Genomic DNA, 21,269 nt, shown 5'->3' with positions numbered 1-21,269 from the left:
TGCCCATTCGCACCTCCCGATGCAGTCGGTATGATTATTTTATATTACAATTGAAGACATAGGATGCCGTAATCATTCCCGGCACCGCGAGCTCTTGATCCGCGCCGTATTGTTGCTCGGCATAGATGCGCGCGCCGCGGTGTGCAGCAATCGATCAGTCGATCAAGTCCGGATGCTGGCGCAAAGTGCGGTCGAACATCGGCTGGGCATGAAGCCACGCCATGAACGGAGTGGCGAGGTGTTTGGCGGAGTGCGCCGCGTTGGCTTCGGGAACGAGCTTCAGGGGGTGGCCCGTCGCCTCGGCCTTAAGTTGAATCTCGCAGGCCCGCTCGGCGGCCACGAACCACCAAACGGCCTCCTCGATGCTCTCCTGGCCGGCGCTGAACAGGCCGTGGTTCTGGTGAATGGCGACCTTGGTGTCGCGTCCGAACGCGGCGGCGACGCTGTGGCCGGCCCCGCGCTCCACCACCACGGCGCCAGCTTCCTCGGTGATCAGGGCCTGCCCATCACCGTAGAAGCCGCAGGCCGTCTGAGTGATCGGATCCAGTCGCCGGCCCAGGGCGGCCCAAGCCATGCCGTTGATCGTGTGGCAGTGGCACGATGCCAGGATGCCGGGGTGCGCCTCGTGGATGGCGGCGTGCAGGACGAAGCCGGCGCGGTTCACCGCACGCGCGCCCTCGATGACTCGGCCGTCGTGGTCGACGAGGAGGAGGTCCGACGCCTTGACCGCCCCGAATTCCATGGCGAACGGATTCGTCCAGTAGAGGTTCGGATCCTCCGGGTCGCGGACGGTGATGTGGCCGGCGAATCCATATTCGTAGCCCAGATCAGCAAAAAGCCTACAGGCGGCCGCCAACCGAACCTTGCGGTGCCTTCGCTCCTGCGCGGCATCATCGAACACGGGGTAGCGGGGGAAAGCCAGACCGGCTTGGTCAGGTTCGTACACCGACCGCTTGGCTGCAACATTCATTTGGCGAGTCCTTTAATCGTTCGAATGGTATTTGATATTATCTTTCGCGATCAGTCTAATCAAAAAATGGAACTGGCTGACACAATGCCGATGCTGTTTTGCTTCTGCTGCTTTCGTTCCTGGGACGTCCTCTTCCCCACATCACGTACGGGGGCGGGTTAACCCAACCGGAAGCCCCCCAGCACTCAAGTGGGCGCCCTTCATTTCAAGGCTTGCTGCGCCCGCCGATGAACGCCTGCACCGCATCCCGATGCTCGGGCGTCGCGGTGATCACCGCATAGTGCGAGGAGATCAGGTCGAGGTTGGTGCGCAGGTCGTTGCGCATCCCCTGATAGACTGCGCGCTTGATCAGGCTCAGCGTGAGCGGTGGCGCCTTGGCGATCCGACGCGCCAGCGCCCCGACCGCCGGCATCAGGGCCACATCGTCGTGAACGCCGTTGACGAGGCCGATCCGGAGCGCTTCCTCCGCATCGACGAAATCGCCGGTGAAGAACAGCTCCAGCGCCTTCGCGGTGCCGACGAGGCGGGGCAGGAAGTGAGCGCCACCGGCCCCGGGCACCAGACCGACACGGACGTAGGTCTCGGCGAAGCGGGCGCTTTTCGCGGCGTAGCGCAGGTCGCACATCAGCGCGAGGTCGAGGCCCGCCCCGGTGGCCACGCCGTTCAGAGCGGCGATGACCGGCTTGTCGAGGTCCTCGAGCGCCAGCGGGATGCGCTGGATTCGGCCGTAGAGTTCGTCCTTGCGCCGCTGAGGCGGCTGGTCGAGGCGCTCGCCCATCTCGACGATGTCGCCACCGCTGCAGAAAGCCGGGCCCGCGCCGGTCACGACGACGACGCGGACGGCATCGTCCGTGCGGCAGCGCTGCAGAGCCGCCGTCCAGGCCTCGATCATCGGGAAGGTGAAGGCGTTCTTCCGCTCGGGCCGGTTCAGCGTGATGGTCGCCACACCCTCCGCGACGGAGAACAGCAGGTCTCCGCCCGCACCGCGTGTCTCGGCCTCAAGCGTCATCGGGCGGTCTCCTCGGATTGCGTGGACGGGTCCGGCGGGGCGGCCGCCCCGGTGAGGGCAGCGATCTCGGCCGGGTCGAGGCCCGCCTCGGCCAGAACCTCGGCGGTGTGCTCGCCGAGCCGGGGGGCGTGCCGGCGAATCGCGAAGTCGCTGCCACTGAACGAAACCGGTCGGCGCATGGTGCGGTAGCGCCCCTCGCTCGGATGCTCGGCGGCCCCGAAGAAGCCCACCGCTTTCAGGTGCGCGTCGTCCGGCAGTTCCTCCAACCCGAGGACGGGCATGCACGGGATGCTCACCGAATCGCAGAACGTCACCCAAGCGGCGGTGGTCCTGCGCGGAGCCTCTTCCTCCACCAGCGCGTACAGGACTTCGATGTTCTCCACCCGCACGGCGAGCGGGGTGAAGCGCGGGTCGTCCACGAATTCGAGCCGGCCGGTGTGGATGAAGAAGTCGCGCCAGTTCCGGTCGGAGTAGGGCAGGATGCAGGCATAGCCGTCCTGGGTGCGGTAGGGCTTGCGCTTCGGGCTGAGCACCCGGTTGAAGCCCGGCGGCCCAAGTGGCGGCTCGAAGGCGTAGCCGACCATGTGCTCGACGAAGTTGAACTCGACCATCGTCTCGAACATCGGCACCTCGACCGCCTGCCCGACGCCGCCGGCCCGACGCTCGTAGAGGGCCGCCAGGATCGCACAGGCAATAGCCTGGCCGGCGATCTTGTCGCACAGCACGGTCGGCAGGTAGCCGGGCTCACCGGTGGCGGCGGTCTGGAGGGCGGCGAGGCCGGAGCCCGCCTGGATCAGGTCGTCGTAGGCTGCCTTGTGGGCATAGGGGCCGTCAGCCCCGAACCCGTAGGCCCCGCAGAAGATGATCTCGGGCTTGAGCGCGCGGACTCGCTCGTAGCCGTAGCCCAGGCGCAGGATCGCGTCCGGGCGCATCGAGTGCACGAAGACGTCCGCCGTCACGATCAGCCGGTCGAGGGCCGCCCGCGCCTCGGGCCGCTTCAGGTCCAGGCGGACGCTGCGCTTGTTGCGGTTGAGGTGCAGGAAGTTGCCGCCCATCCCAGCGTTGCGGGCCGGCCGGTAGTGACGGAAGGAATCGCCCTCCGGCGTCTCGATCTTGATCACGTCGGCGCCGAGATCGGCCAGAATGTGCGTGGCCGACGGTCCCATGATGACGCTGGTGAGATCCACGATCCGCACGCCCGCCAGGGGACCGGCCTTTTTCGTCTCGGCGGAATGATCCAGCACGCGGCGATCTCCCATGTTAGCCGGCACCGGCCCGCAGCCGGACCAGCATTGGCCAGAGAGCGGTGCCTCCGCCCGCGCAGACCGCGCGCCCGATCCGTTCCTGCCACAGAGCGTCGGAGCCGAACTCGTCTCGCCAAGACCACAGCCGCCGCGTCGCGCGGTGCAGCGGGTGCTCCTGGGTGAAACCCATCGCCCCGTGGATCTGATGACAGATCGCGGCGACGTGGCCCGCCGCCTCGCCGCAGCGCGCTTTAGCGATCGCGGTGGCGAGGACGAAGCGCGCATCTCCCCAGCACGCGGCAGCGAGATCAGCCGATGCAGTCGCCGCCGCGACGTGGCCCGCGGCCTCGGCCAGCATGTGCTGGATCGCCTGAAACTTGGCGAGCGGCCGCCCGAATTGCTGCCGCTCGCGGGCGTGATCGAGGGCGGAGGCGAGGCAGGTCTCCATCGCGCCCACCAACTGCTGCGCGCGCACCCAGGCGCCGGCTGCCTCCACCGAGCCGACACCAACCTCGGCGGCCCAGTCCGGCGCTGTCCGTACCTCGTCGATGGCGGCGGTACAGCCTGTGAGGTCGAGGGCGTCGCGCGGCTCACCCGCGAGGTTGTGGCGCGTATCACGAACCGTGCCCGGCGCCGTGATCCGCACGAGGTGGCGGACGCCTGCGCCGTCGATCGCATCCACGAGCAGGGCCGCGACCGAACCGCCCCAGGGCACCTGCGCCGCCCGCCCGTCGAGGACGAAACCGTCGGCCCGCCGCGTGATTCGAACGGGGCTGCCGGCTGGGACCAAGGTGAGGGCGCCCTCCGGCGCGCCGCCGCCTGCCGCCGCCCAGAGCGCCGCACCCGCGATGGTCTCGGGTAGCGGCAGCGGCAAGGCCGCCTGCCCACAGCGCCGGATCAGCAAGGCCGCCGTCCTGGCCTCCAAGCCGATCCCGTCGGCCGCTTCGGGCACCAGGGCCAGCGGCAGACCGCTGTCGTTAAGCGCCCTCCAGAGATCCGCGGGCCAGGCCGCGTCGTCCACGGCACCGTCGCAGGCCGCCAGCACTTGCGGCGAGAGATGCTGGGCCAGCAGCCGCTCGAATTGATCGAGGACGATGTCGGCGACCTCGTCGGCCGCCCCATCCTGTGCGTGGTTGGTCGTGTTCATCGCAAGCCCAGTCCCCGCGCGATGACCCCGCGCAGAACCTCGCGGGTGCCGCCGCGCAGGGTGAAGGAGGGCGCCCGCAGGGTCACGCCGCCGAGCGCCTCACGGAACGGCTCGCCCTGCGCGGTGAGGCTCGGCTCAACCGGCACGAGCCGCCGGGCGATCTCCGGCACCGCGCGCTCGAAGCTGTTGCCGACATCCTTCACGAGCGCCGCCTCAACGCCAGGGACGACGCCCTTGTCGAGGAGCCGGGCCACCGAGGCCGACATGCCGAGGAGCGCGGTGAGCTGCGCCACCATCCGGCCGGTCTCGACCGCCTGGAACCGGTCGGGTTCCGGCCCGATCCGGTCGACGAGTTCGACGAGCAGCCGGTAGTCCGACAGGAAGCGGTCGGGCCCCGAGCGCTCGAAAGCGAGTTCCTCCGTGACGAGCCCCCAGCCCTCGCCCTCCGCGCCGACCATCATGGCGTCCGGGACGCGGTAGTCGGTGAAGAACACCTCGTTGAACTCGTGGTGGCCTGACAGGTCGAGGATCGGTCGCACCGTGACCCCGGGAGCCGCCATGTCGATGATGAACTGGGTCAAGCCGCCGTGCCGGTCTGGTCCGGGCTCACCGGTCCGGACCAGGGCGAGCAGGTAATCGACCTGATGGGCGTTCGTCGTCCAGATCTTGGAGCCGTTGATCAACCAATCGTCGCCGTCGCGCGCCGCGCGGGTGCGCACGGCGGCGAGGTCCGAGCCCGAGTTCGGCTCGCTCATGCCGATGCCGAAGGCGCATTCGCCGCGGCAGATCCGCGGCAGGATCGCCCGCTTGGCCGCCTCGGAACCGTGCCGCAGGATCTGTGGGCCAGACTGGCGGTCGGAGATCCAGTGCGCCCCGCAGGGCGCGCCGGCCGCCAGCATCTCCTCGGTGACGACGAAGCGGACGAGGCCGGACCGCTCATGGCCACCATACGCTTCCGGCATGGTCAGGCCGATGAACCCGGCCGCCCCGGCACGTCGGCTGAAGCCGGCGTCGAAGGTCGTCCACGAGGTCCGATGTGGCACGAAGTGCCCCGCCGCCAGTTCAGCGTCGAGAAAAACCCGGACGGCCGCACGGGCCGCCTCGGCCTCGGCCGGGAGCGGTTCGGCGCTGAAGCGGAAGCTCTGCATCTCTGCTCCGTGGTCTGTCAGATCAGGGGCTCGCCCGTATGGCTCGCTCAGCTTCCGTCGCGTTCCTTGAGGCCCGGAAAGAAGAGCTCTTGCCAGTCGGTCGGCACTTTGCGCAGGAGCCCCTGCGCCGCCATCGCCTTGGCAAGGTTGACCATGTCTTTCGGGGCCACGCCGTAGACGAGGGACCCGTCGGTGAGGGTCGACTCGACCTGGGCCTGATCGATCTGCACCTGCTCTGAAGCCAGGTAGATCGCCGCCGCCCGCCTCGGGTCGCTGCGGATGAGCGAAACCGCGTCCTCCATGCCGGCGAGGATGGCCTGCGTCACCTTGGGATTGGCGTCGACGAAGCCCTGCTTGGCGTTCAGGGTCGCGGCGGTAGGGTCACTGTCGCCGATCAGACCGGTGGAGGTCATGATCGCCCGGAGCTTGGGATCCGCCCGTAGGATCTGGGTGAAGGGTGGCGTCGAGAAGTAGCCGGCGATGCCTTGCCCGGCGCGCATGGCCGCGGTGGCGTCGGGGTGGGGCAGGCTCACCATCAGAGTATCCGCCTTGGCCGGATCGCCGAGCTGCCGGGCTGCGGCCACCCGCAGCAGGATAGCCTGCGGCGAGTTGAAGGCTGGGACCGCGATTTTGTCGCCAAAGGTAAAATCCTTCAGCGCGGTAACGCCCTGCTTGCCCGTAAACAGCGTGTAGACGACTGAAGTGAGGGCGCAGAGACTCTTGATCTGCTGACGACCGCGGGTCTTGTCCCAGGCGATCAAGGCGCCGGTCGCGCCGAGTGTGCCCAGCTCGATGCTGTCGGAAAGCAGTGCGTCGTTCATCGCGGCCGAGCCACTGAAGCGGCTCAGCGTGACCGACAGCCCGTCGAGGCCTGCCGCCTTGGCGCGCTTATCGAACAAACCTTCGTTCTGAGCGATCATTACCGGCAGGTAGACGAGGCCGTATTGCAGGCCGATGCGGACCGTGTTCGTCTCGGCGAGGGTCGGTCCGCTCAAAGCGGACAATAGCAGCGCCACGGAGACGAGACGCGCGGCGACGGCCGCGAGGCGGATCGACATCGGCATTCCTCCCGAGCAGAGCCGCCCTTGGCGCGCGGTCTCAGCACGTCCGGACAGCATCACTGTCCGGCGCTCGCCCTCGAGTAGGACAGAGCCGGGATTGGTCTTCAACCGTCATCGTGGATCTGCTGAGCGATATCACATCTGTGATGGAGCGGCGGATGATTCGCACTATACGTCGTCGAGCGCGGATGCGGTGATGCATTCATGACGGCAGCTGGACCCAAGCGGCCCGTACTCCATTCACGATGATTGGACATGCCATGAGATCGCGCCGCAAACGCCATGTTCGTTCGAGTTGCGGGCGACTCAGATGATTGCCGGGCGGGCAGCCTATTGGTGGGCTTCACGGCGCGCGGATATCACGTTCGAGGCCGTTCACAGCCTCCTCGCACTACCGGCCTGGAGCCGGGTATGATTGCCCCCGACCGCTTCACGCCTCGGGTAAAGACCGGAGCGGGTTCGAGCACGGACCTCTTGGTCAGGGCCGATGCAGTCGGTCCCTCCTTGGCTTTCGTGAAGTCCGCGGGCCGCGTGCTTCAGATCCTGGAGCTGTTCGACGAGCTTCAGCGCGAAGCTCGGGTCTCGGAGATTGCCGAACGCCTAGGCTTTCCGCAATCCTCAACCTCGATGCTTTTGAAGAGCCTGGCCCAACTCGGCTATCTCGATTACGACGCCGACAGCCGCAGCTTCCTGCCGTCGCCGCGGGTCGCGCTGCTGGGCGCGTGGCTCGACAAGGGGCCGGTGCGCGACGGTAGTCTCGTGCGCATGCTCGAGCATCTGTCCGAGTGCACGGGCGGCACGGTGATCCTAGCGGCACGCAACACCATCTACTCGCAGTACGTCCACGTGTTGCAGGCGCAAACCGCGATGCGCTTTCACGTCCCACCCGGCACGCGCCGACTTGTGGTGTGGTCGGCGACCGGCACCGCGCTTCTCGCCGGGATCCCGGATGCCGAGATCGGCCCACTCGTACGGCGCACGAACGCGGAGGCCCCGCCCGAGCAACCCCCGATTCAAGTCGCAGCCGTCTTGGCCAACGTGGCCCGTTTGCGGCAGGACGGCCATTTCTTCTCGCATGGCCTCGTCACGTCCGGCGCCGGGTCGATCGCGGTGCCACTACCCAACCGCATCGACCGCAAGGGCCGTCCCCTCGCCGTCGCGGTCTCAGGACTGCTCGAGGAATTCGAGCGACGGGAGGCACAGATCGTCGCGCTGATTCACGATGCGATCGCACGTTTCCTCGTACACATGGACTAGGACGATGAATCGGCATATCCGCGGCCAGTCAGGGCAGGGGGCGATTGCGCCGTGGCAGCTCGTTCTGAGTGAGGCGGCGTGACGACCACTCCGTTAGCTTCAAGATCATCTGCTCCCTCCTGTGCGGCCGATAGGCTGGGGCCATCACCGACCGGACCTATCGCTCAACCTTAGGCACGTATCTCGGCCTCCTGAGCAGGGCCGGGGCACCGCCATCAAGATGGTGGTGCGAGGCACAAGACGCGGTGCGGTCCAGGGACGGTCGCGTAGTTCGGTCTGGCTCATCCACGGAAAGGCCGATTATCGTGATCTCACGCCGTCTTCTCCTAGCATGTCTAGCCCTCGCCCCGACATCGAGCCGGGGTCAGGAGGGCGCAGCGAACAGCCCTATCGTGCTTGGCACGGCAACGCCGGGAGGCTCGTTCCCCGCCTTCGGTCGCGCGCTCGTCGCAGCGGTCAACGAGGTTGATCCCGCTCTGACGATCGAGCCTCGCATCACGAAGGGCTCGACCGAGAACCTCGCACTGCTGCGGGAAGGCAAGCTCGATCTGGCCCTCGTGCAGGGCGAGTACGCTTTCGACGCGTTGAATGCTCAGCCACCTTCCGGACCCGGCCTGACCGTCGTCGCCCCGATCGACGCATCGCCCGGGTTGTTCGTGGTCCCGACGGCCAGCTCAATCCACAGCGTGGCGGACTTGCGCGGGTGCGCCGTCGCGCTCGGCACGCGCGCCTCCGGCTTTACGCTGATGGGGCGTACCGTGCTCCTGGGTTCAGGCATCGATCCCGAGCACGACATCCGCCCGATCCTTCTCGACGATGCCGGCGACGGCGCCGTTCAAGTCCGCGATGGCCGAGCGGCTGCCCTGTGGGGCGCGAGCCTCGGCTGGCCGGGCTTCAAGACCCTCGCGGACGCGCCCGGCGGCGCTCGGTTCTTCGGCCCGGCGCCGGAAGCAGTCCCGAAGATCCTCGCGCTCCGCTCGTCGCTGCGACGCCTGACCGTCCCGGCGGGCTCGTTCAAGGGACAGGACGCGGCGATCGAGACCGTCGGCTCTTGGAGCTTCATTCTAGGCCGGCCAGGGCTCGATGACGCCTACGTCTCGCGCCTCGTGCGGGCGATCGATCAGGGGCGGAACACGCTGGCGCGCCACTATGCACAGGGACACGAGAGCGATCCGCGCAACCTGGTCTCGAACGTGCCGGCCGCGTGGCTGCATCCGGCGACCGCAATCTATCTGCGGGAGATCGGCGCCGTTCCGCAGTGAGCCCCGCGGAGCCTTCCCGGCCGCAGTCTCTCGCGTAGCACTGCGAGGACCCGGCCCTAGCCAGCACCTCTGACCCTTTTAAGGGGCAACAGTGAGGGGGTACCGTTGCGGCGTTCCTGGTGTCACTATGACTTAAGGGTTTGTGCTGACGCACCAGGCTCACCAACAGCTTTGGCGGCCAAGTTCTTGAGATAACGATCGACTTCGGTATGATCGGCGGCGGGGCCCAGCTGTTCCAGAGCGCGGCGGGCGAATGCGACGACGTCTTGGGAAAAGGGTGCGGGCCGCGCCAGCTCTTTGGCGAGATCAACCGCGATACCGATATCCTTGGTCATGAGCGCGAGCCCGAAGCCCGAATTGTAGGCTTCCGTGATGATAAAGGGCTTGAGCTTGTTCTCAGTAGAGTTGTTGCGGCCGGTGGAGACGTTGAAAATATCCGTCATCAATTCTGGGTCGAGGCCAAACGCAGCGCCGATCTGCACCGCCTCGCAGGCGGCGATCAACCCGGCGGCAGAGACGTAGTTGTTGAGCGCCTTCATGGCATGCGCTGAACCCAAGGCGCCGGTTCGGAACATGGAGCCGCCCATCGCGTCCAGGACGCCCGTGATGCGCTCGATCACTGCCGGCTCACCGCCTGTCATGATGGACAGAGTACCGGCGACAGCTTTCTTCACACCGCCCGAGACCGGCGCATCGACGACATCGATCCCAGCCCCCGCCAGTCTCTCCCCGAGCGCTCGGGTCGAGAGTGGTGCCGAGGAGCTCATCTCGATCAAGACCGTGCCCCGGGTCATCGCCGTGCCGACCGGATCGGTATCGTCGAGAACCACGCGGCGCACGGTATCGCCATCGGGCAACATGGTGATCACCGCCGCCGCGCCCGCCGCCGCTGCCGCGGCGGACGTACATGCCGTGCCGCCAGCGCCGACCAAGTTGTCGAGGGCCTGCTCTGCTGGATCGTAGCCGCGCACGGCGTAGCCGGCCTCGATCAGTCGTACGGCCATCGGAAGTCCCATCTTACCCAGGCCGATAAACCCGAGCGTCGCGGGTGGCATGATCTTGTGGTCCGCCATCGTTCTCTCCTCCATGGATGTGATGTTCGTCAGCCGGCAGCCCGGATCGCCTCGAGTGCCCGCGTGAAGTAAGGGCGGAACAGGTCCGGGTCTTCGGACATCGGGAAATGCCCGAGGTTTGGCATCTCGTGGAAGCTACTGCCCGGCATGAGGGCCGCGAGCGCCGCACCATCGTCGGTGGTGGCCGAGTAATCGTAGGTCCCGGTGAGGAGGTGGACCGGAAGCCGGCCCGCATCGATTCGCGGCGCGATCCGGGCCCCGTCGAACTCGTCGCTGTAGAAGGCCAGATCACCGGTATAAACGCCCGGCCCACCCTGCGCGTAGATCCATGCGGCGCGCCGCCGCCACGCTTCCGGGCTGGTTGGGCTCATCAAACCGCGCACGTAGGCGCTGTTGTGCATTCCCCCCGAGACGGCCGCATGGGCGAGATAGGGGTTGCGGCGCCCCGATGAGCGCAGCGGCGCTTCCAGAGCGATGACTCCCCGCAGCAGGTCGGGGCGGTCGGCAGCGACCGTGAGGGCGATCGCCGCACCCATCGAGCAGCCGACCAGAATCGCTGGCGCCGCCACAACGGTCTCCAGAAACGTCGTGACCCACGAAGCGTAGCGTACGCTGTCGAGACGGTACGCGCCCCCGTCCCAATCCAGGGGTGGCAGCGATCGCCCGTGAAAGGGGCAATCGAATGCCAGGAGCTTCCAGTCCCTCGCCAATGCCACGTCCGACAGCAACGCGCCGTACTGCCGCGAATCCGCCCCGGCGGTGTGCAGGAATACCACCGGTGACCCAGAGCCCGCCGTCTCGAAAAAGACCTCGCACGGCCCCTCCTGAGTGGTCAGGGACACGTAGCCTCCGATCACCTGGCCCATGTCCCGGGCGACCGGCTGAGGCGGCGAACCACCGGTGGTGACTGGCCCGACCACCAGCCGCAGGACCTCAAGCAACCGTTCCAGGGCCGGGCGCGCCTGGGCCACCCGCAATGGGTCGCCCGACACGGTCGCGTCGGGATTTGCCAGTTGCAGGGCGGTAAAGGACTGGTGCCGCGGCGGCGGCACCCGCGCCAGGGCGGCCTCCCAAACGGCCGGCGGCGCGGTCAGAGCGACGTCGACAACGCCGCCGGCGGAATCACACCATCGCGTCGGCGTATCCGGCGCGAACACGAGGTCGACCGCCGCGTCGCCGCACGCGAGCTGGACGCGCGCGTCCAGGCCACGCGCCGACGCCCGCAACTCGGGATCGTCTAAAGCGTGGGGGAGGCGCGCTGTCAGCGTCGCGATAAAATCCAGCATCTCGGTCCCTCAGCCCGTTGCCCAGGAGGCAGCCAAACGCACCGCCCCCTCGGCCGGATGGTCATTTGTTCTGACGGCAGCCTGGAAAGGGAGATGGGACATCCGGCGCTCAGATCCCGAGATAGGCGGTTCGCACCTGCGAGTTGGTCCGCAACATCTCCGCGGTCCCCTCGATCACAATGCGACCAGCCTCCAAGACGTAGCCCCGGCTTGCGACATCAAGGGCGAGCGCCGTGTTCTGCTCCACCAAGAGGATGGCGGTTCCCTGGGCGTGTATGTCGGATAGGGCTCGGTGCAGTTCCTCGACGATGATCGGCGCGAGTCCGTGGCTTGGCTCGTCGAGAATCAGCAGACCCGGGGCGAGCATGAGCGCGCGCCCGAGGGCCACCATCTGCTGCTCGCCCCCCGACATCGAGCCGGCGCGCTGCCTGCGCCGCTCGGCGAGCCGGGGGAAGAGGGCGTAGACCGTCTCGATCCGCTCGCTGAGGCTCGGTTCCCGCCGCCGGCTGAACGCGCCGAGCCACAGATTCTCCTCGACCGTCATGTCACCGAAGACGTGACGCCCTTCGGGCACGTGGGCGATGCCGAGCGCCGGCACGGCGTGGGCCGGCATAGACATCAGGTCGGTGCCGCAAAAGCTGATGGCCCCACGTGCCCGGGGCACGAGGCGGGAGATCGCCCGCAGAAGCGTGCTTTTGCCCGCGGTATTGGCTCCGATGACGCAGACGAACTCGCCCGCGCCGACGCGCAGGGAGACGCCGTGCAAAATGTCCGCCTTGCCGTAGCCGGCATGGAGGTCGCGCACGCTCAGGAGGTCGACGGCCTCACTCGGCATAGGCGCGCCCAAGATATGCGGTGACGACATCGGGGTGTCGAACGATCTCGTCTGGCGAACCCACCGCCAGCAGCCGGCCGAAGCTCAGCGCGACGATGCGGTCGCACAGCGCCATGATCGCCTTCATGTGATGCTCGACCACGATGACGGTGAGCCCGTCCGCACGCAGTGCCCGGATCAGGTCCATCATCTCCGCCATCTCCACGGCGTTCAACGCCGCCATGACCTCGTCGAGCAGGAGCAACTTCGGCTCGGTCGACAGGGCACGGGCGACCTCGACGCGGGCGCGTTCGGGAAACGAGAGATCGCCCGCCCGTTTGTGCGCGATACTGGCGAGCCCGACGCGCTCCAGGCAGGCGAGCGCGCGGACGCGTGCCTCGGGCAACGGGTGGTGCAGCAAAGCGCCGATGACGACGTTGTCGAGAACGTCCGTGTCCATGAACAGCGCGACGTTCTGGAAGGTTTTGGTCAGACCGAGCCGTGCGATCCGGTGGGGTTTGAGCCCGACGAGATTCCGGCCCTCCAGCTGGATCGTCCCGGCATCCGCCCGGTGCAGGCCGACCAGTGTCGAGAACAGGGTGGTTTTCCCGGCGCCATTCGGGCCGATCAGACCCAAGATCTCCCCACGCCGGACCTCAAAGCTCACATCCTGAAGCGCCTGCAGCCCGCCGAAGCGCTTGCCGACGCCGCGCAACTCCAGGATCGGGCTCATCGGCGTGCCCGGCGCGGTCACTTCGGTGCATCCACGGCTGGGACGCGCCGGGGCCACCGGAAGACTGGACCGAAGGCGACGAGTCCGTGCGGCTGAATCATGATCACCGAGATCAGGATCACGCCGTAGACGAGGTTCGACAGTCCGGCGACCTGACCCGAGAGCAGTACGTTGGCGATCTCTTCCAACGACACGATCAGGATCGCACCGAGGATCGGGCCCGCTGCCGTACCGATGCCGCCTACAATCGCGATGAGGGCGATGCGCACCGAGATCGGCGCCGCACCGAACACCGCGTCGGGATCAAAGAAGAAGTTCATCTGGGCGTAGAGCGTCCCGAGCATCGCGGTCAACGCCCCGGAAATCACGGCCGCCTGGATCTTGATACGCGCGGTGTCGACGCCAACGACCTCGGCGGCGCTCGCGTCCTCTCGCACGGCGCGGAGTCGGTAGCCGAAGGCCGAGCGGCGGATGCCGACAAACACCGCCGTCACCCCCACGAGTGCGGCGAGGTTCAAATAGTAGAACGGGAGCGTGCCCTTGAAGCTCAGCATCCACAGCCCCGGCGCAGAATAGGGAACGGAAATGCCTACGGGGCCGCCGGTCAGGCCGGTCCAGGCGTTGGCGACGACGCGCATGACCTCCCCGAAGGCGAGGGTGGCGAGGGCGAAATAGTGGCCGCGCAGCCGCATCGTCGGGAGGCTGATCAAGGCGGCGGCGGCTCCCCCGAAGACGCCGCCGGCGAGCATCCCGAACCAGGGCGACAGACCGAAGTCGATCAGGAGTCGCGTCGAGGTGTAAGCACCGATCCCGAAGAAGGCCGCGTGCCCGAGCGAGATCTGGTTTGCGAGCCCCCCGACGATGTTCCAGCTCTGGCCCAGTGCCGCAAACAGGAACACCAGGGCGATGACGCGGATCGCGTAGCCGTCGCCGTCGAGCCCGAGCGGCACGATCAGCGCAACCGCGAGCGCCGCGGCGGGCACAAATAGCCGTGAGAGCGGAGATCGCGCTGAGGGCAGGGACGTGGCGAAGACGCTCATCGCGCCTTCCCCAGAAGACCCTCGGGGCGAACCGCTAGGACCGCGATGAACACCACGAACAGCACGAGGTTCTGAAGCTGGATCGGGAAGACGAGTCCCGAGAGCGATTGGATCACCCCGACCGCGAGGCCACCGACCACGGCGCCCGCCACGCTGCCCAGGCCACCGAGCACCACCACCGTGAACATCAAGACCGTGAACTGGCTGCCGACCGTGGGATAGACCGTCAGGTACGGCAGGATCACCGCGCCTCCGAACGCGGAGAGCCCGACACCGAGGCCGAAAGCGAGGCGACGCATCCGGTCGACGTCGATGCCCGACAACCGCGCCGCCATCGGGTCTTGGGCTGTCGCCCGCATCGCCCGGCCGAACCAGCTCACCCGCAGAAACCACCACAGCCCCAGGCCACTGAGTGCGGACATCGCGAAGGCGGCGAGATAGGGCACGCTGATGAACAGCGGCCCGAGCCGGAGAGCGGCGGTTTGGTAGGGTGTCGATACCGAGCGGAAATCTGAGCCGAAGGCGAGCAGCGCGGCGTTCTCCAGAACGATCAGCAAGCCGACTGTCAGGAAGATCTGCGCGACTTCGGGCGCACGCATCACCCGACGGACCAGCCAGTGCTGCACGGCGAGGCCGAGGAGAAAGACGAGTCCGAAGGCCAAGAAGGCGCCGATCAGCGGGTCGAGCCCGAGCTTGGCCCAGGCAAACCACGCGATGAACATGCCGAGCATGAGAAATTCGGCCTGGGCAAAGTTGATGATGCCCATCACGCCGAACACCAGCGTCAGACCGATCGAGATCACGGCGTAGACGCCGCCGATCATTATCCCGTCGAGAATGGCCTGGATGAGCGCCACGTCAGGCTTTCCAGACCGGCTGAGCCTTGGCGAACCGCTCCGGCCAAACGGTGACGGGCTCCTTGCCCCGCCATTGCACCATCAACGGCTCAGCCAGCGTGTTCAGACCGGCCGCATCGAATTGGACGGCCCCTCCGGTCATCACCTTGGTCCAGCCGCCATCGAAACGCGTGCCGTGTAGGGCATCGCGCAGGGAGGCCGGGTCCGACTTGCCGGCCTTCTCCAAGGCCTGCGCCAATACGTCGAGGCAGACCGCGTGCTCCAGCGCCTCGTGCACCATGAAGTAGCCGTAGCGCTGGCTGAACGCGTCGGTCAGTGCTGGATCCTGGTCCCAGCTTGCGGGGCTGATCGAGAGAATGCCCTCCGCGTACTCGCCGAGACCGCTCTTGAAGTCCGGAATGACGTAGCCCGCCGCGCCGCCGATCGCCGGGATGGTCAGCCCTTGCTGGCGCATCACCCGAATGATCTGCAGGCTGTCGTTGAGGTAGGAGACCGGAAACACCGCCTGGGCACCGGATGTGCGCAGCTTATTGATCAGCGGGGTCACGTCGGTGATGCCGAGCGGGTAGCCCTCGTCCATCACGACCTGCACGCCGGCCTTCGCCGCAGCCTTGCGCAGCCCGCCGGCCTGAGATGTCCCGTAGGCGGTATCCTCGAACAGGATCGCGACCTGCTTCAGGTCGGTCCCGGCCTTTTTCGCGATCGCAAGCGTTCCATCGAACTGAGCTGCGCCGATCATGGAAGCCTTGGCGACGACCTGAAACACGCTCTTGAAGCCGCGTTCGGTGATCTGGTCCGAGAACGACATCGTCAGGAGCGGGATATCGCGTCGCTCCGTCACTTCGGAAATTGCGAGTGTCAGCGACGACGCAAATGCGCCGAGGATCGCCGAAACTCGGTTCTGAGTGATCATGCGCTGCGCGACTGTCGCGGCCTGCGTCGGCGTCGAGGTGGCATCCGCCACGACGAGTTCAATCCGAGCGCCGCCGAGGCTCTTGATACCGCCGGCCGCGTTGATCTGATCTGCAACGAGCTGGATGCCATTCCGGGAATTGACCCCGAACTGAGCATTCGCTCCGGACAGGGGCAGAATAACCCCAATGCTAACCGCTGAAGCAGCCTGCGCGCTCCGGATCAGGAAGGGCGCCGCGACCGCTCCGCCCAGCGCGCCAACCAACTGCCTCCGGTCGAGCCGCAAACGCCGATCTCCGGCGGCATTGTCCGACATTGTCGTCCTCCCAGTGGTCCGTGTTCGGCCCATCGTTGACCGGCACACTGTCAAACCGGTCGCAGCGCGTCAATCGACACTCCGTCAATCTGATTGTAAGACAGTGTGGATTGTCGACTGCAGAGGCTCGCGTCCGCGGGGTAGCACGGTGGTCACATTTGGGTTGGGGGCTTGCCTCTGGCGTTTCGCCAACACGCTGACCCACGGGGCAGACCCAGAGGCCCACGATTTCACGAATTGAATGCCCAGCCTGACGGCTCTGTTTCAGGCGAAGAAGGGGGGTTGAGAGAACGATGACCTACGAAGTCCTTGCGATCCGTTACGCCACCCATGCCAGATTTGCGCACGAAAACTTCATTTTCCCACCAGATGGCAACCAAGACGCGCACGATACGCCAATGCCGATGGACTATTTTGTTTGGTTGCTGCGCTCGGAGGAGCGAACGATCCTCGTTGATACGGGCTTTGGCGAGGCGGAAGCCTGTGCCCGAGGCCGGGTCCTGCTGCAGCACCCGGGCGATGCGCTGCGTGCGGTCGGCGTCGAGCCAGGAAGCGTCACCGACGTCATCATCACGCATCTGCACTACGACCACGCGGGCAATCTGCCGGCGTTTCCCGCGGCGCGATTTCACCTCCAGGACGCGGAGATGGCCTTCGCCACCGGCCGCTGCATGTGCCACGGCCGGCTACGCAACGCTTTCGCGGTCGAAGACGTGGTTGAGATGGTCCGGCGGGTCTACGCCGGCCGGGTGCGCTTCACCGACGGCGACGCAACGCTCTTTCCCGGCGTGTCGGTGCACCTCGTCCCAGGCCACTCCCGCGGCCTGCAATGCGTGCGCGTCGAGACCATCCGGGGCGCCGTCGTGCTGGCCTCCGACGCCGCGCACTATTACGCCAATATGGAGACCGGAAATCCTTACCCGATCGTCGTAGACGTGGCGGCGATGGCCGAGAGCTGGGCGCGCCTCCATGAACTCGCCGAGAGCGAAGCGCATATCATTCCGGGACACGATCCACTGGTGATGGCGCGCTATCCACGCCTCGACCGGCCTGACGTCGAGGCCGTTCAACTTCACGTGCCGCCATCTGCCTAGTGTTCACGGACATGCAGCCCATACCGAGCCCGTATGGGCGTGGAGGCGCCGATGGGAATGCTGCAATCCAGCGTGATTCCCCGCTGAGCGACCGGTGGCGTGAAACGATGTCACGCGAGACGAAAAATCGCTGTCGCGCCACGAGCGCGACCTCCGACTGAATTACCGATCGCATTTGTCTTATTGACATACAGTATGTGATTGCGGACTGTTCGATCGGTCTGTGGTGTGGAGCGGGTGTGATGGCTGAGAGCGAACAGTTCGAGAAGGGTTTGGCGGTGCGGCGCGCCGTACTCGGCGCAGAATACGTCGATGGCGGGCTCGCCAAGGCCGACGATTTCATGATGGCGTTTCAGCGCATCACGACCGAGTGGTGCTGGGGCTACGCCTGGACGCGCGACGGCCTCGATCGGCGCACGCGCAGCATGCTCAACCTCGCGATGCTCACCGCGCTCAGCAAGCCAGCTGAGTTGAAACTTCACGTGAAGGGCGCGCTCGCCAACGGCGTCTCCGTGGAGGAAATCAAGGAAATCCTGCTTCACGCGACCGTCTATTGCGGCATCCCTGCGGGCCTCGATGCCTTCAAAGCCGCACACGAGGTGCTGAAGGCTGAGGGCGCGGTTTCGGGTGAGCCCGTCGGGCCCGCCTGATCGTGGCGGCCGTGGATGTCGCGCTTTGCGGCCATTCACGGCACATACGTCGCCTGAGCATCGAGCTCCCCTCCCGGCAGGCGATCAGACCGGGGCACGCGCTCGCTCTCAGTCGCTGCCAGATGGCCCACTCAAGGGGACGTCTCGCTGCGCTCGCAGGATCCGAAGCGCTACGTCTGCAGCCCGTTGCACGTGCTCACGGCACGCAATGAATGCCTCGTTGGGATCGCGTCGCTCGATCGCCTCGACGACCCGCCGGATCTCCTTGATCGTCCAAGGCAGGCGCCCTGGATCCGACAACGACATCGCGCGCAGTTGCATATTGCGGTTCATCAGCTGCTCAAGCATGCGGGCGACATAGGCATTGCGCGCGCCCTTCAGCAGCCCTCCGTAGAACCGTTGCTTGATCGCAAGCAGGGTCTCCCGCTCAGTGTCTGGTCCGCAGCGAGCGAGTTCCTCGAAGACCTCTCGCAACGCACGGCGCTCCTCGTCGGTCGCACGCAACGCGAACCCTTCACCGGCCAACGCCTCCAGTACGCTGCGTAGCTCGTAAATCTGCGAGGCTTCCTCGACGGAGAGATGCGCGACGAACGGGCCGCGGTTGGGCTGCACCGTGACCAGCCCCTCCGCCTCGAGCAGCCGGACGGCCTCTCGCACCACGCTACGACTGGCCCCCGTCAACTCGCAGAGTACGCGATCGGACAGGTGCTCTCCGGGCAGGAAGCGCCCGCTCACGATCGCCGAGCGAAGCCCCTCCTCGACCTGCCGCCGCATGGGCGTGGGGACTACCCGCAGAGTATCACTCATCGACATTCAATCCGTCACAGTGCGCTACGATGCCTGGGTGGGGAGTACGGGTCCAGGCGTGTCATCCTCTTCGATGGGCCACGGGGTCAAATATCCTTCGTTTCCAATGGCTGACACGTAGCGATCGTCTACAGGCCGCCTCACATCACAACGAGGTGTCGGATCACCTCGCCTCGGTCGAGCCGGTCGAATGCCGCGTTGATATCGATCAACGGTCCCGTGCTCGATAAAAGCCGCGTCACCGGCAGGCGACCTTGACGCCATAGGTCGATGAAGCGGGGGATATCGCGGGAGGGCACACAGCTGCCCATGTACGAGCCCTTGATGACCCTCTCCTCGCCGACGAGAGCCAGCGGCGGGATCTGGAACCGTTGGGCGGCATTCGCCAGTCCCGCCGTTGCTGTGATGCCGCCGCGGCGAGTGACATGCAGCGCAAGATCGAAGGCCTGAACCGAGCCCGCCATCTCCACCGCATAGTGGACCCCGCCCCCCGTTAGGTCCCGGACGGCCTCGATGACGTTGGGCGCATCAGCCAAGAACACATCCGTCGCGCCGATCTCGCGTGCTACGTCAAGCTTGGCCGGCGAAAGGTCGATCGCCACGATGCGATTGGCGCCGCACGCCACCGCTCCAAGCACGGCCGAGAGTCCGACACCACCGAGTCCGACGACGGCTACGCTCTCGCCGAGGCGCACTGCGCAAGTGTTCACGACGGCGCCCACGCCCGTCATGACCGCACAACCGAACAAGGCAGCCTCGACGAGGGGGATGTCTTGGCCTATCCGCACGACCGAGCGCCGTGAGACGACAGTATGCTCGCCGAAGGCCGAGACACCGCTGTGATGGTTGAGCTCAATGCCGTCGCAGTGAAATCTCCGCGCCCCGGACAGCAGCGTACCGCGCCCGTTTGCTGCGTGCCCCGGTTCGCACAGTGCCCCACGCCCTTCCGCGCAGGGACCGCAGACACCGCAAGTCGGCAGGAACGACATCACCACATGATCGCCAACCTTAAGATCGTCGACGCCCGCACCGAGGCCGGCCACGACGCCTGACGCCTCATGCCCGAGAGCCACCGGGACGGGCCGGGGGCGATCGCCGTTCATGGCCGAGAGGTCCGAATGGCACAGTCCGGCCGCTGCAACGCGCACCAGCACCTCTCCCGGACCCGGATCGTCGAGTTCAATCTCCTCAATCGTCAAGGGCAAGGTCTGCGCATAGGGCTTCGCGCATGGCGTGGCGCGCAGAACGGCGGACCGAGATCTCACTGGGCCTCTCCTCGAACGTATTGTCATACAGTCATACAGCTGGTAGGTCAGTGTGAATAGCCGGAATCGGCGCTTCTCACGGGAGGGTCACCGATGGTGGCGGAACGCCGATACTTGACGCGTCGCACTGTGCTGGCCGGGGCGTCGAGCAGTTTGTGCATGCCGGCGCTGCTCACCGGGCCGGCCTCGGCGGCGGACCCGATCAAGATAGGCGTCCTGAGCGACCTGTCCGGCTCACTGTCGGATTACAGTGGCCCGACTTGCATCATTGCGGCCCAGATGGCGGCCGAAGATTTTGGCGGCACAGTACTCGGCCGGCCGATTCAAATCATCTCAGCGGATCATCAAAATAAGGCGGATGTCGGCGCCGGCATCGCGCGGCAATGGTTCGATGTGGAGGGCGTTGGCGCAATCGCCGATCTGCCGAACTCATCCGTCGCTTTGGCCGTCCAGCACCTTGCTGCGGATCGTGGGAAGATCACGCTCTTATGCGGACCGGCAAGCGGGCAACTGATGAACGAAGGCTGCTCGAAGACAGGTTTCCTCTGGGTTCTCGATACCTACTCTAACACTGTTGGCCCCGCCCGCATCCTCATGGATCAGGGTAAGACGACGTGGTTCCTGATCGTTGCCGACTATGCCTACGGCCATCAGATGCGCGCAGATCTGACCCGGAGCGTCGAGCGTGCAGGGGGTCGAGTCTTGGGGAGCGCGCAGCATCCGACTGCCTCCCCTGATTTCTCGTCCTTCCTTCTGCAGGCGCAGGGATCGGGAGCGCAGGTTATCGGGCTTCTGAATGCTGGAAGCGATACGATAAATTGCGTCAAACAGGCGAACGAATTTGGAATTACATCTCACCAGAAACTATTTCTCCCGGGGGCGGTGATCAGCGACATACACGCCCTGGGCCTCGAGCAAGCCAAAGGTCTGCTGCTCATGACCGGCTTCTATTGGGATCGCAACGACGAAAGCAGGCTTTGGGGCCAGCGCTTTTTTCAGCGGTCCAAACGCATGCCCGGCCAGATCCAGGCCGGCGTGTATTCTTCCGTGCTCCACTACTTGCGCGGCATCGCGAAAGCTGGCTCGGACGATGGCCGTGTCGTCGCAGAAACAATGCGCGCCACGCGCGTCAACGACGTGTTCGTCAGCGATGGCGAGATCAGGCCGGACGGTCGGCTGATCCACGATTTCTACACCGTCGAAGTAAAATCCCCGAAGGAGTCGGCACGCCCCTGGGATTACTACAAGCTGACCGGACACATCGCCGGCGGCGACGCGATGCAGCCCCTATCCGAGACCCGCTGCCCGTACCTGAAGAGCTAGG

20 protein-coding genes are annotated in these 21,269 nt (G+C 66.2%); 5 read left to right on the top strand and 15 right to left on the bottom strand.

All coding sequences use genetic code 11. From position 1 onward, the window contains the following. Positions 1-154 precede the first annotated feature (154 nt). From FV233_RS10760 to FV233_RS10735, 6 genes are all read right to left on the bottom strand, one after another. Complete coding sequence (locus FV233_RS10760; RefSeq protein ID WP_147853648.1) at positions 155-970, bottom strand: class II aldolase/adducin family protein; 816 nt, start codon at positions 968-970, stop codon at positions 155-157. Between the two features lie 205 nt (positions 971-1,175). After that, complete coding sequence (locus FV233_RS10755; RefSeq protein ID WP_147853649.1) at positions 1,176-1,979, bottom strand: enoyl-CoA hydratase-related protein; 804 nt, start codon at positions 1,977-1,979, stop codon at positions 1,176-1,178. Next, entirely contained in the window at positions 1,976-3,223 is a 1,248-nt protein-coding gene (locus tag FV233_RS10750) for a CoA transferase (RefSeq protein WP_244537305.1), read from the bottom strand. Before FV233_RS10750 ends, FV233_RS10755 begins: the two co-directional genes overlap by 4 nt. Before the next feature lie 16 nt (positions 3,224-3,239). Continuing rightward, positions 3,240-4,370, bottom strand: a complete 1,131-nt coding sequence (locus tag FV233_RS10745; RefSeq protein WP_147897474.1) for an acyl-CoA dehydrogenase family protein — start codon at positions 4,368-4,370, stop codon at positions 3,240-3,242. Beyond that, the gene (locus tag FV233_RS10740; RefSeq protein WP_092044892.1) at positions 4,367-5,518 is read right to left on the bottom strand and encodes an acyl-CoA dehydrogenase family protein; all 1,152 of its coding nucleotides are present in this window, start codon (positions 5,516-5,518) and stop codon (positions 4,367-4,369) included. Before FV233_RS10740 ends, FV233_RS10745 begins: the two co-directional genes overlap by 4 nt. Before the next feature lie 47 nt (positions 5,519-5,565). Next, a complete protein-coding gene (locus tag FV233_RS10735; RefSeq protein ID WP_246689957.1) occupies positions 5,566-6,576 on the bottom strand; it encodes an ABC transporter substrate-binding protein in 1,011 nt (336 codons plus the stop codon). 414 nt (positions 6,577-6,990) lie between these two features. On the opposite strand from FV233_RS10735, the gene FV233_RS10730 reads away from it, so the two are divergent. Both FV233_RS10730 and FV233_RS10725 read left to right on the top strand, forming a co-directional pair. Beyond that, entirely contained in the window at positions 6,991-7,836 is an 846-nt protein-coding gene (locus FV233_RS10730; protein WP_187277576.1) for a helix-turn-helix domain-containing protein, read from the top strand. 245 nt (positions 7,837-8,081) lie between these two features. Further along, positions 8,082-9,098 (top strand): TAXI family TRAP transporter solute-binding subunit, encoded by a 1,017-nt coding sequence (locus tag FV233_RS10725; RefSeq protein WP_348642235.1) that lies wholly within the window; start codon positions 8,082-8,084, stop codon positions 9,096-9,098. A gap of 125 nt (positions 9,099-9,223) precedes the next feature. On the opposite strand, the gene FV233_RS10720 is transcribed toward FV233_RS10725, so the two are convergent. The 7 genes from FV233_RS10720 to FV233_RS10690 all read right to left on the bottom strand — a co-directional run bounded on the left by FV233_RS10720 (position 9,224) and on the right by FV233_RS10690 (position 16,129). After that, positions 9,224-10,171, bottom strand: a complete 948-nt coding sequence (locus tag FV233_RS10720) for an NAD(P)-dependent oxidoreductase (protein WP_147852819.1) — start codon at positions 10,169-10,171, stop codon at positions 9,224-9,226. Between the two features lie 29 nt (positions 10,172-10,200). Continuing rightward, complete coding sequence (locus FV233_RS10715; RefSeq protein ID WP_147897473.1) at positions 10,201-11,457, bottom strand: alpha/beta hydrolase; 1,257 nt, start codon at positions 11,455-11,457, stop codon at positions 10,201-10,203. A 109-nt stretch (positions 11,458-11,566) separates the two neighbouring features. Further along, entirely contained in the window at positions 11,567-12,292 is a 726-nt protein-coding gene (locus FV233_RS10710) for an ABC transporter ATP-binding protein (protein ID WP_147852817.1), read from the bottom strand. Next, complete coding sequence (locus tag FV233_RS10705) at positions 12,282-13,025, bottom strand: ABC transporter ATP-binding protein (protein ID WP_246689956.1); 744 nt, start codon at positions 13,023-13,025, stop codon at positions 12,282-12,284. The genes FV233_RS10710 and FV233_RS10705 overlap by 11 nt, the downstream gene beginning before the upstream one ends. Beyond that, positions 13,022-14,044, bottom strand: a complete 1,023-nt coding sequence (locus tag FV233_RS10700; RefSeq protein WP_147897472.1) for a branched-chain amino acid ABC transporter permease — start codon at positions 14,042-14,044, stop codon at positions 13,022-13,024. The genes FV233_RS10705 and FV233_RS10700 overlap by 4 nt, the downstream gene beginning before the upstream one ends. Further along, positions 14,041-14,901 (bottom strand): branched-chain amino acid ABC transporter permease, encoded by an 861-nt coding sequence (locus tag FV233_RS10695; RefSeq protein WP_147852815.1) that lies wholly within the window; start codon positions 14,899-14,901, stop codon positions 14,041-14,043. The genes FV233_RS10700 and FV233_RS10695 overlap by 4 nt, the downstream gene beginning before the upstream one ends. A gap of 1 nt (position 14,902) precedes the next feature. Then, on the bottom strand, positions 14,903-16,129 hold the full coding sequence (locus FV233_RS10690; RefSeq protein WP_147897471.1) for an ABC transporter substrate-binding protein: 1,227 nt from the start codon (positions 16,127-16,129) through the stop codon (positions 14,903-14,905). Between the two features lie 293 nt (positions 16,130-16,422). Between FV233_RS10690 and FV233_RS10685 the strand changes: the two genes are divergently transcribed. Both FV233_RS10685 and FV233_RS10680 read left to right on the top strand, forming a co-directional pair. Continuing rightward, positions 16,423-17,223 (top strand): N-acyl homoserine lactonase family protein, encoded by an 801-nt coding sequence (locus tag FV233_RS10685; RefSeq protein ID WP_147897470.1) that lies wholly within the window; start codon positions 16,423-16,425, stop codon positions 17,221-17,223. Between the two features lie 239 nt (positions 17,224-17,462). Then, complete coding sequence (locus tag FV233_RS10680) at positions 17,463-17,873, top strand: carboxymuconolactone decarboxylase family protein (protein WP_243962296.1); 411 nt, start codon at positions 17,463-17,465, stop codon at positions 17,871-17,873. A gap of 108 nt (positions 17,874-17,981) precedes the next feature. Here the strand turns inward: FV233_RS10680 and FV233_RS10675 are convergent, their stop codons facing one another. Both FV233_RS10675 and FV233_RS10670 read right to left on the bottom strand, forming a co-directional pair. Then, on the bottom strand, positions 17,982-18,680 hold the full coding sequence (locus FV233_RS10675) for a GntR family transcriptional regulator (protein WP_210249482.1): 699 nt from the start codon (positions 18,678-18,680) through the stop codon (positions 17,982-17,984). Between the two features lie 140 nt (positions 18,681-18,820). Continuing rightward, positions 18,821-19,945, bottom strand: coding sequence for a zinc-dependent alcohol dehydrogenase family protein (locus FV233_RS10670; protein ID WP_147897468.1), 1,125 nt, complete (start codon positions 19,943-19,945; stop codon positions 18,821-18,823). A gap of 159 nt (positions 19,946-20,104) precedes the next feature. Here FV233_RS10670 and FV233_RS10665 point away from each other — a divergent pair, with 159 nt between their 5' ends. Beyond that, positions 20,105-21,268, top strand: coding sequence for an ABC transporter substrate-binding protein (locus tag FV233_RS10665; protein WP_147897467.1), 1,164 nt, complete (start codon positions 20,105-20,107; stop codon positions 21,266-21,268). Position 21,269 lies beyond the last annotated feature (1 nt).

Origin of the sequence: Methylobacterium sp. WL7 (genome assembly GCF_008040085.1) — a bacterium.
GTDB classification, from domain to species: domain Bacteria; phylum Pseudomonadota; class Alphaproteobacteria; order Rhizobiales; family Beijerinckiaceae; genus Methylobacterium; species Methylobacterium mesophilicum.
This window is presented reverse-complemented; position numbering and strand designations above follow the sequence as displayed.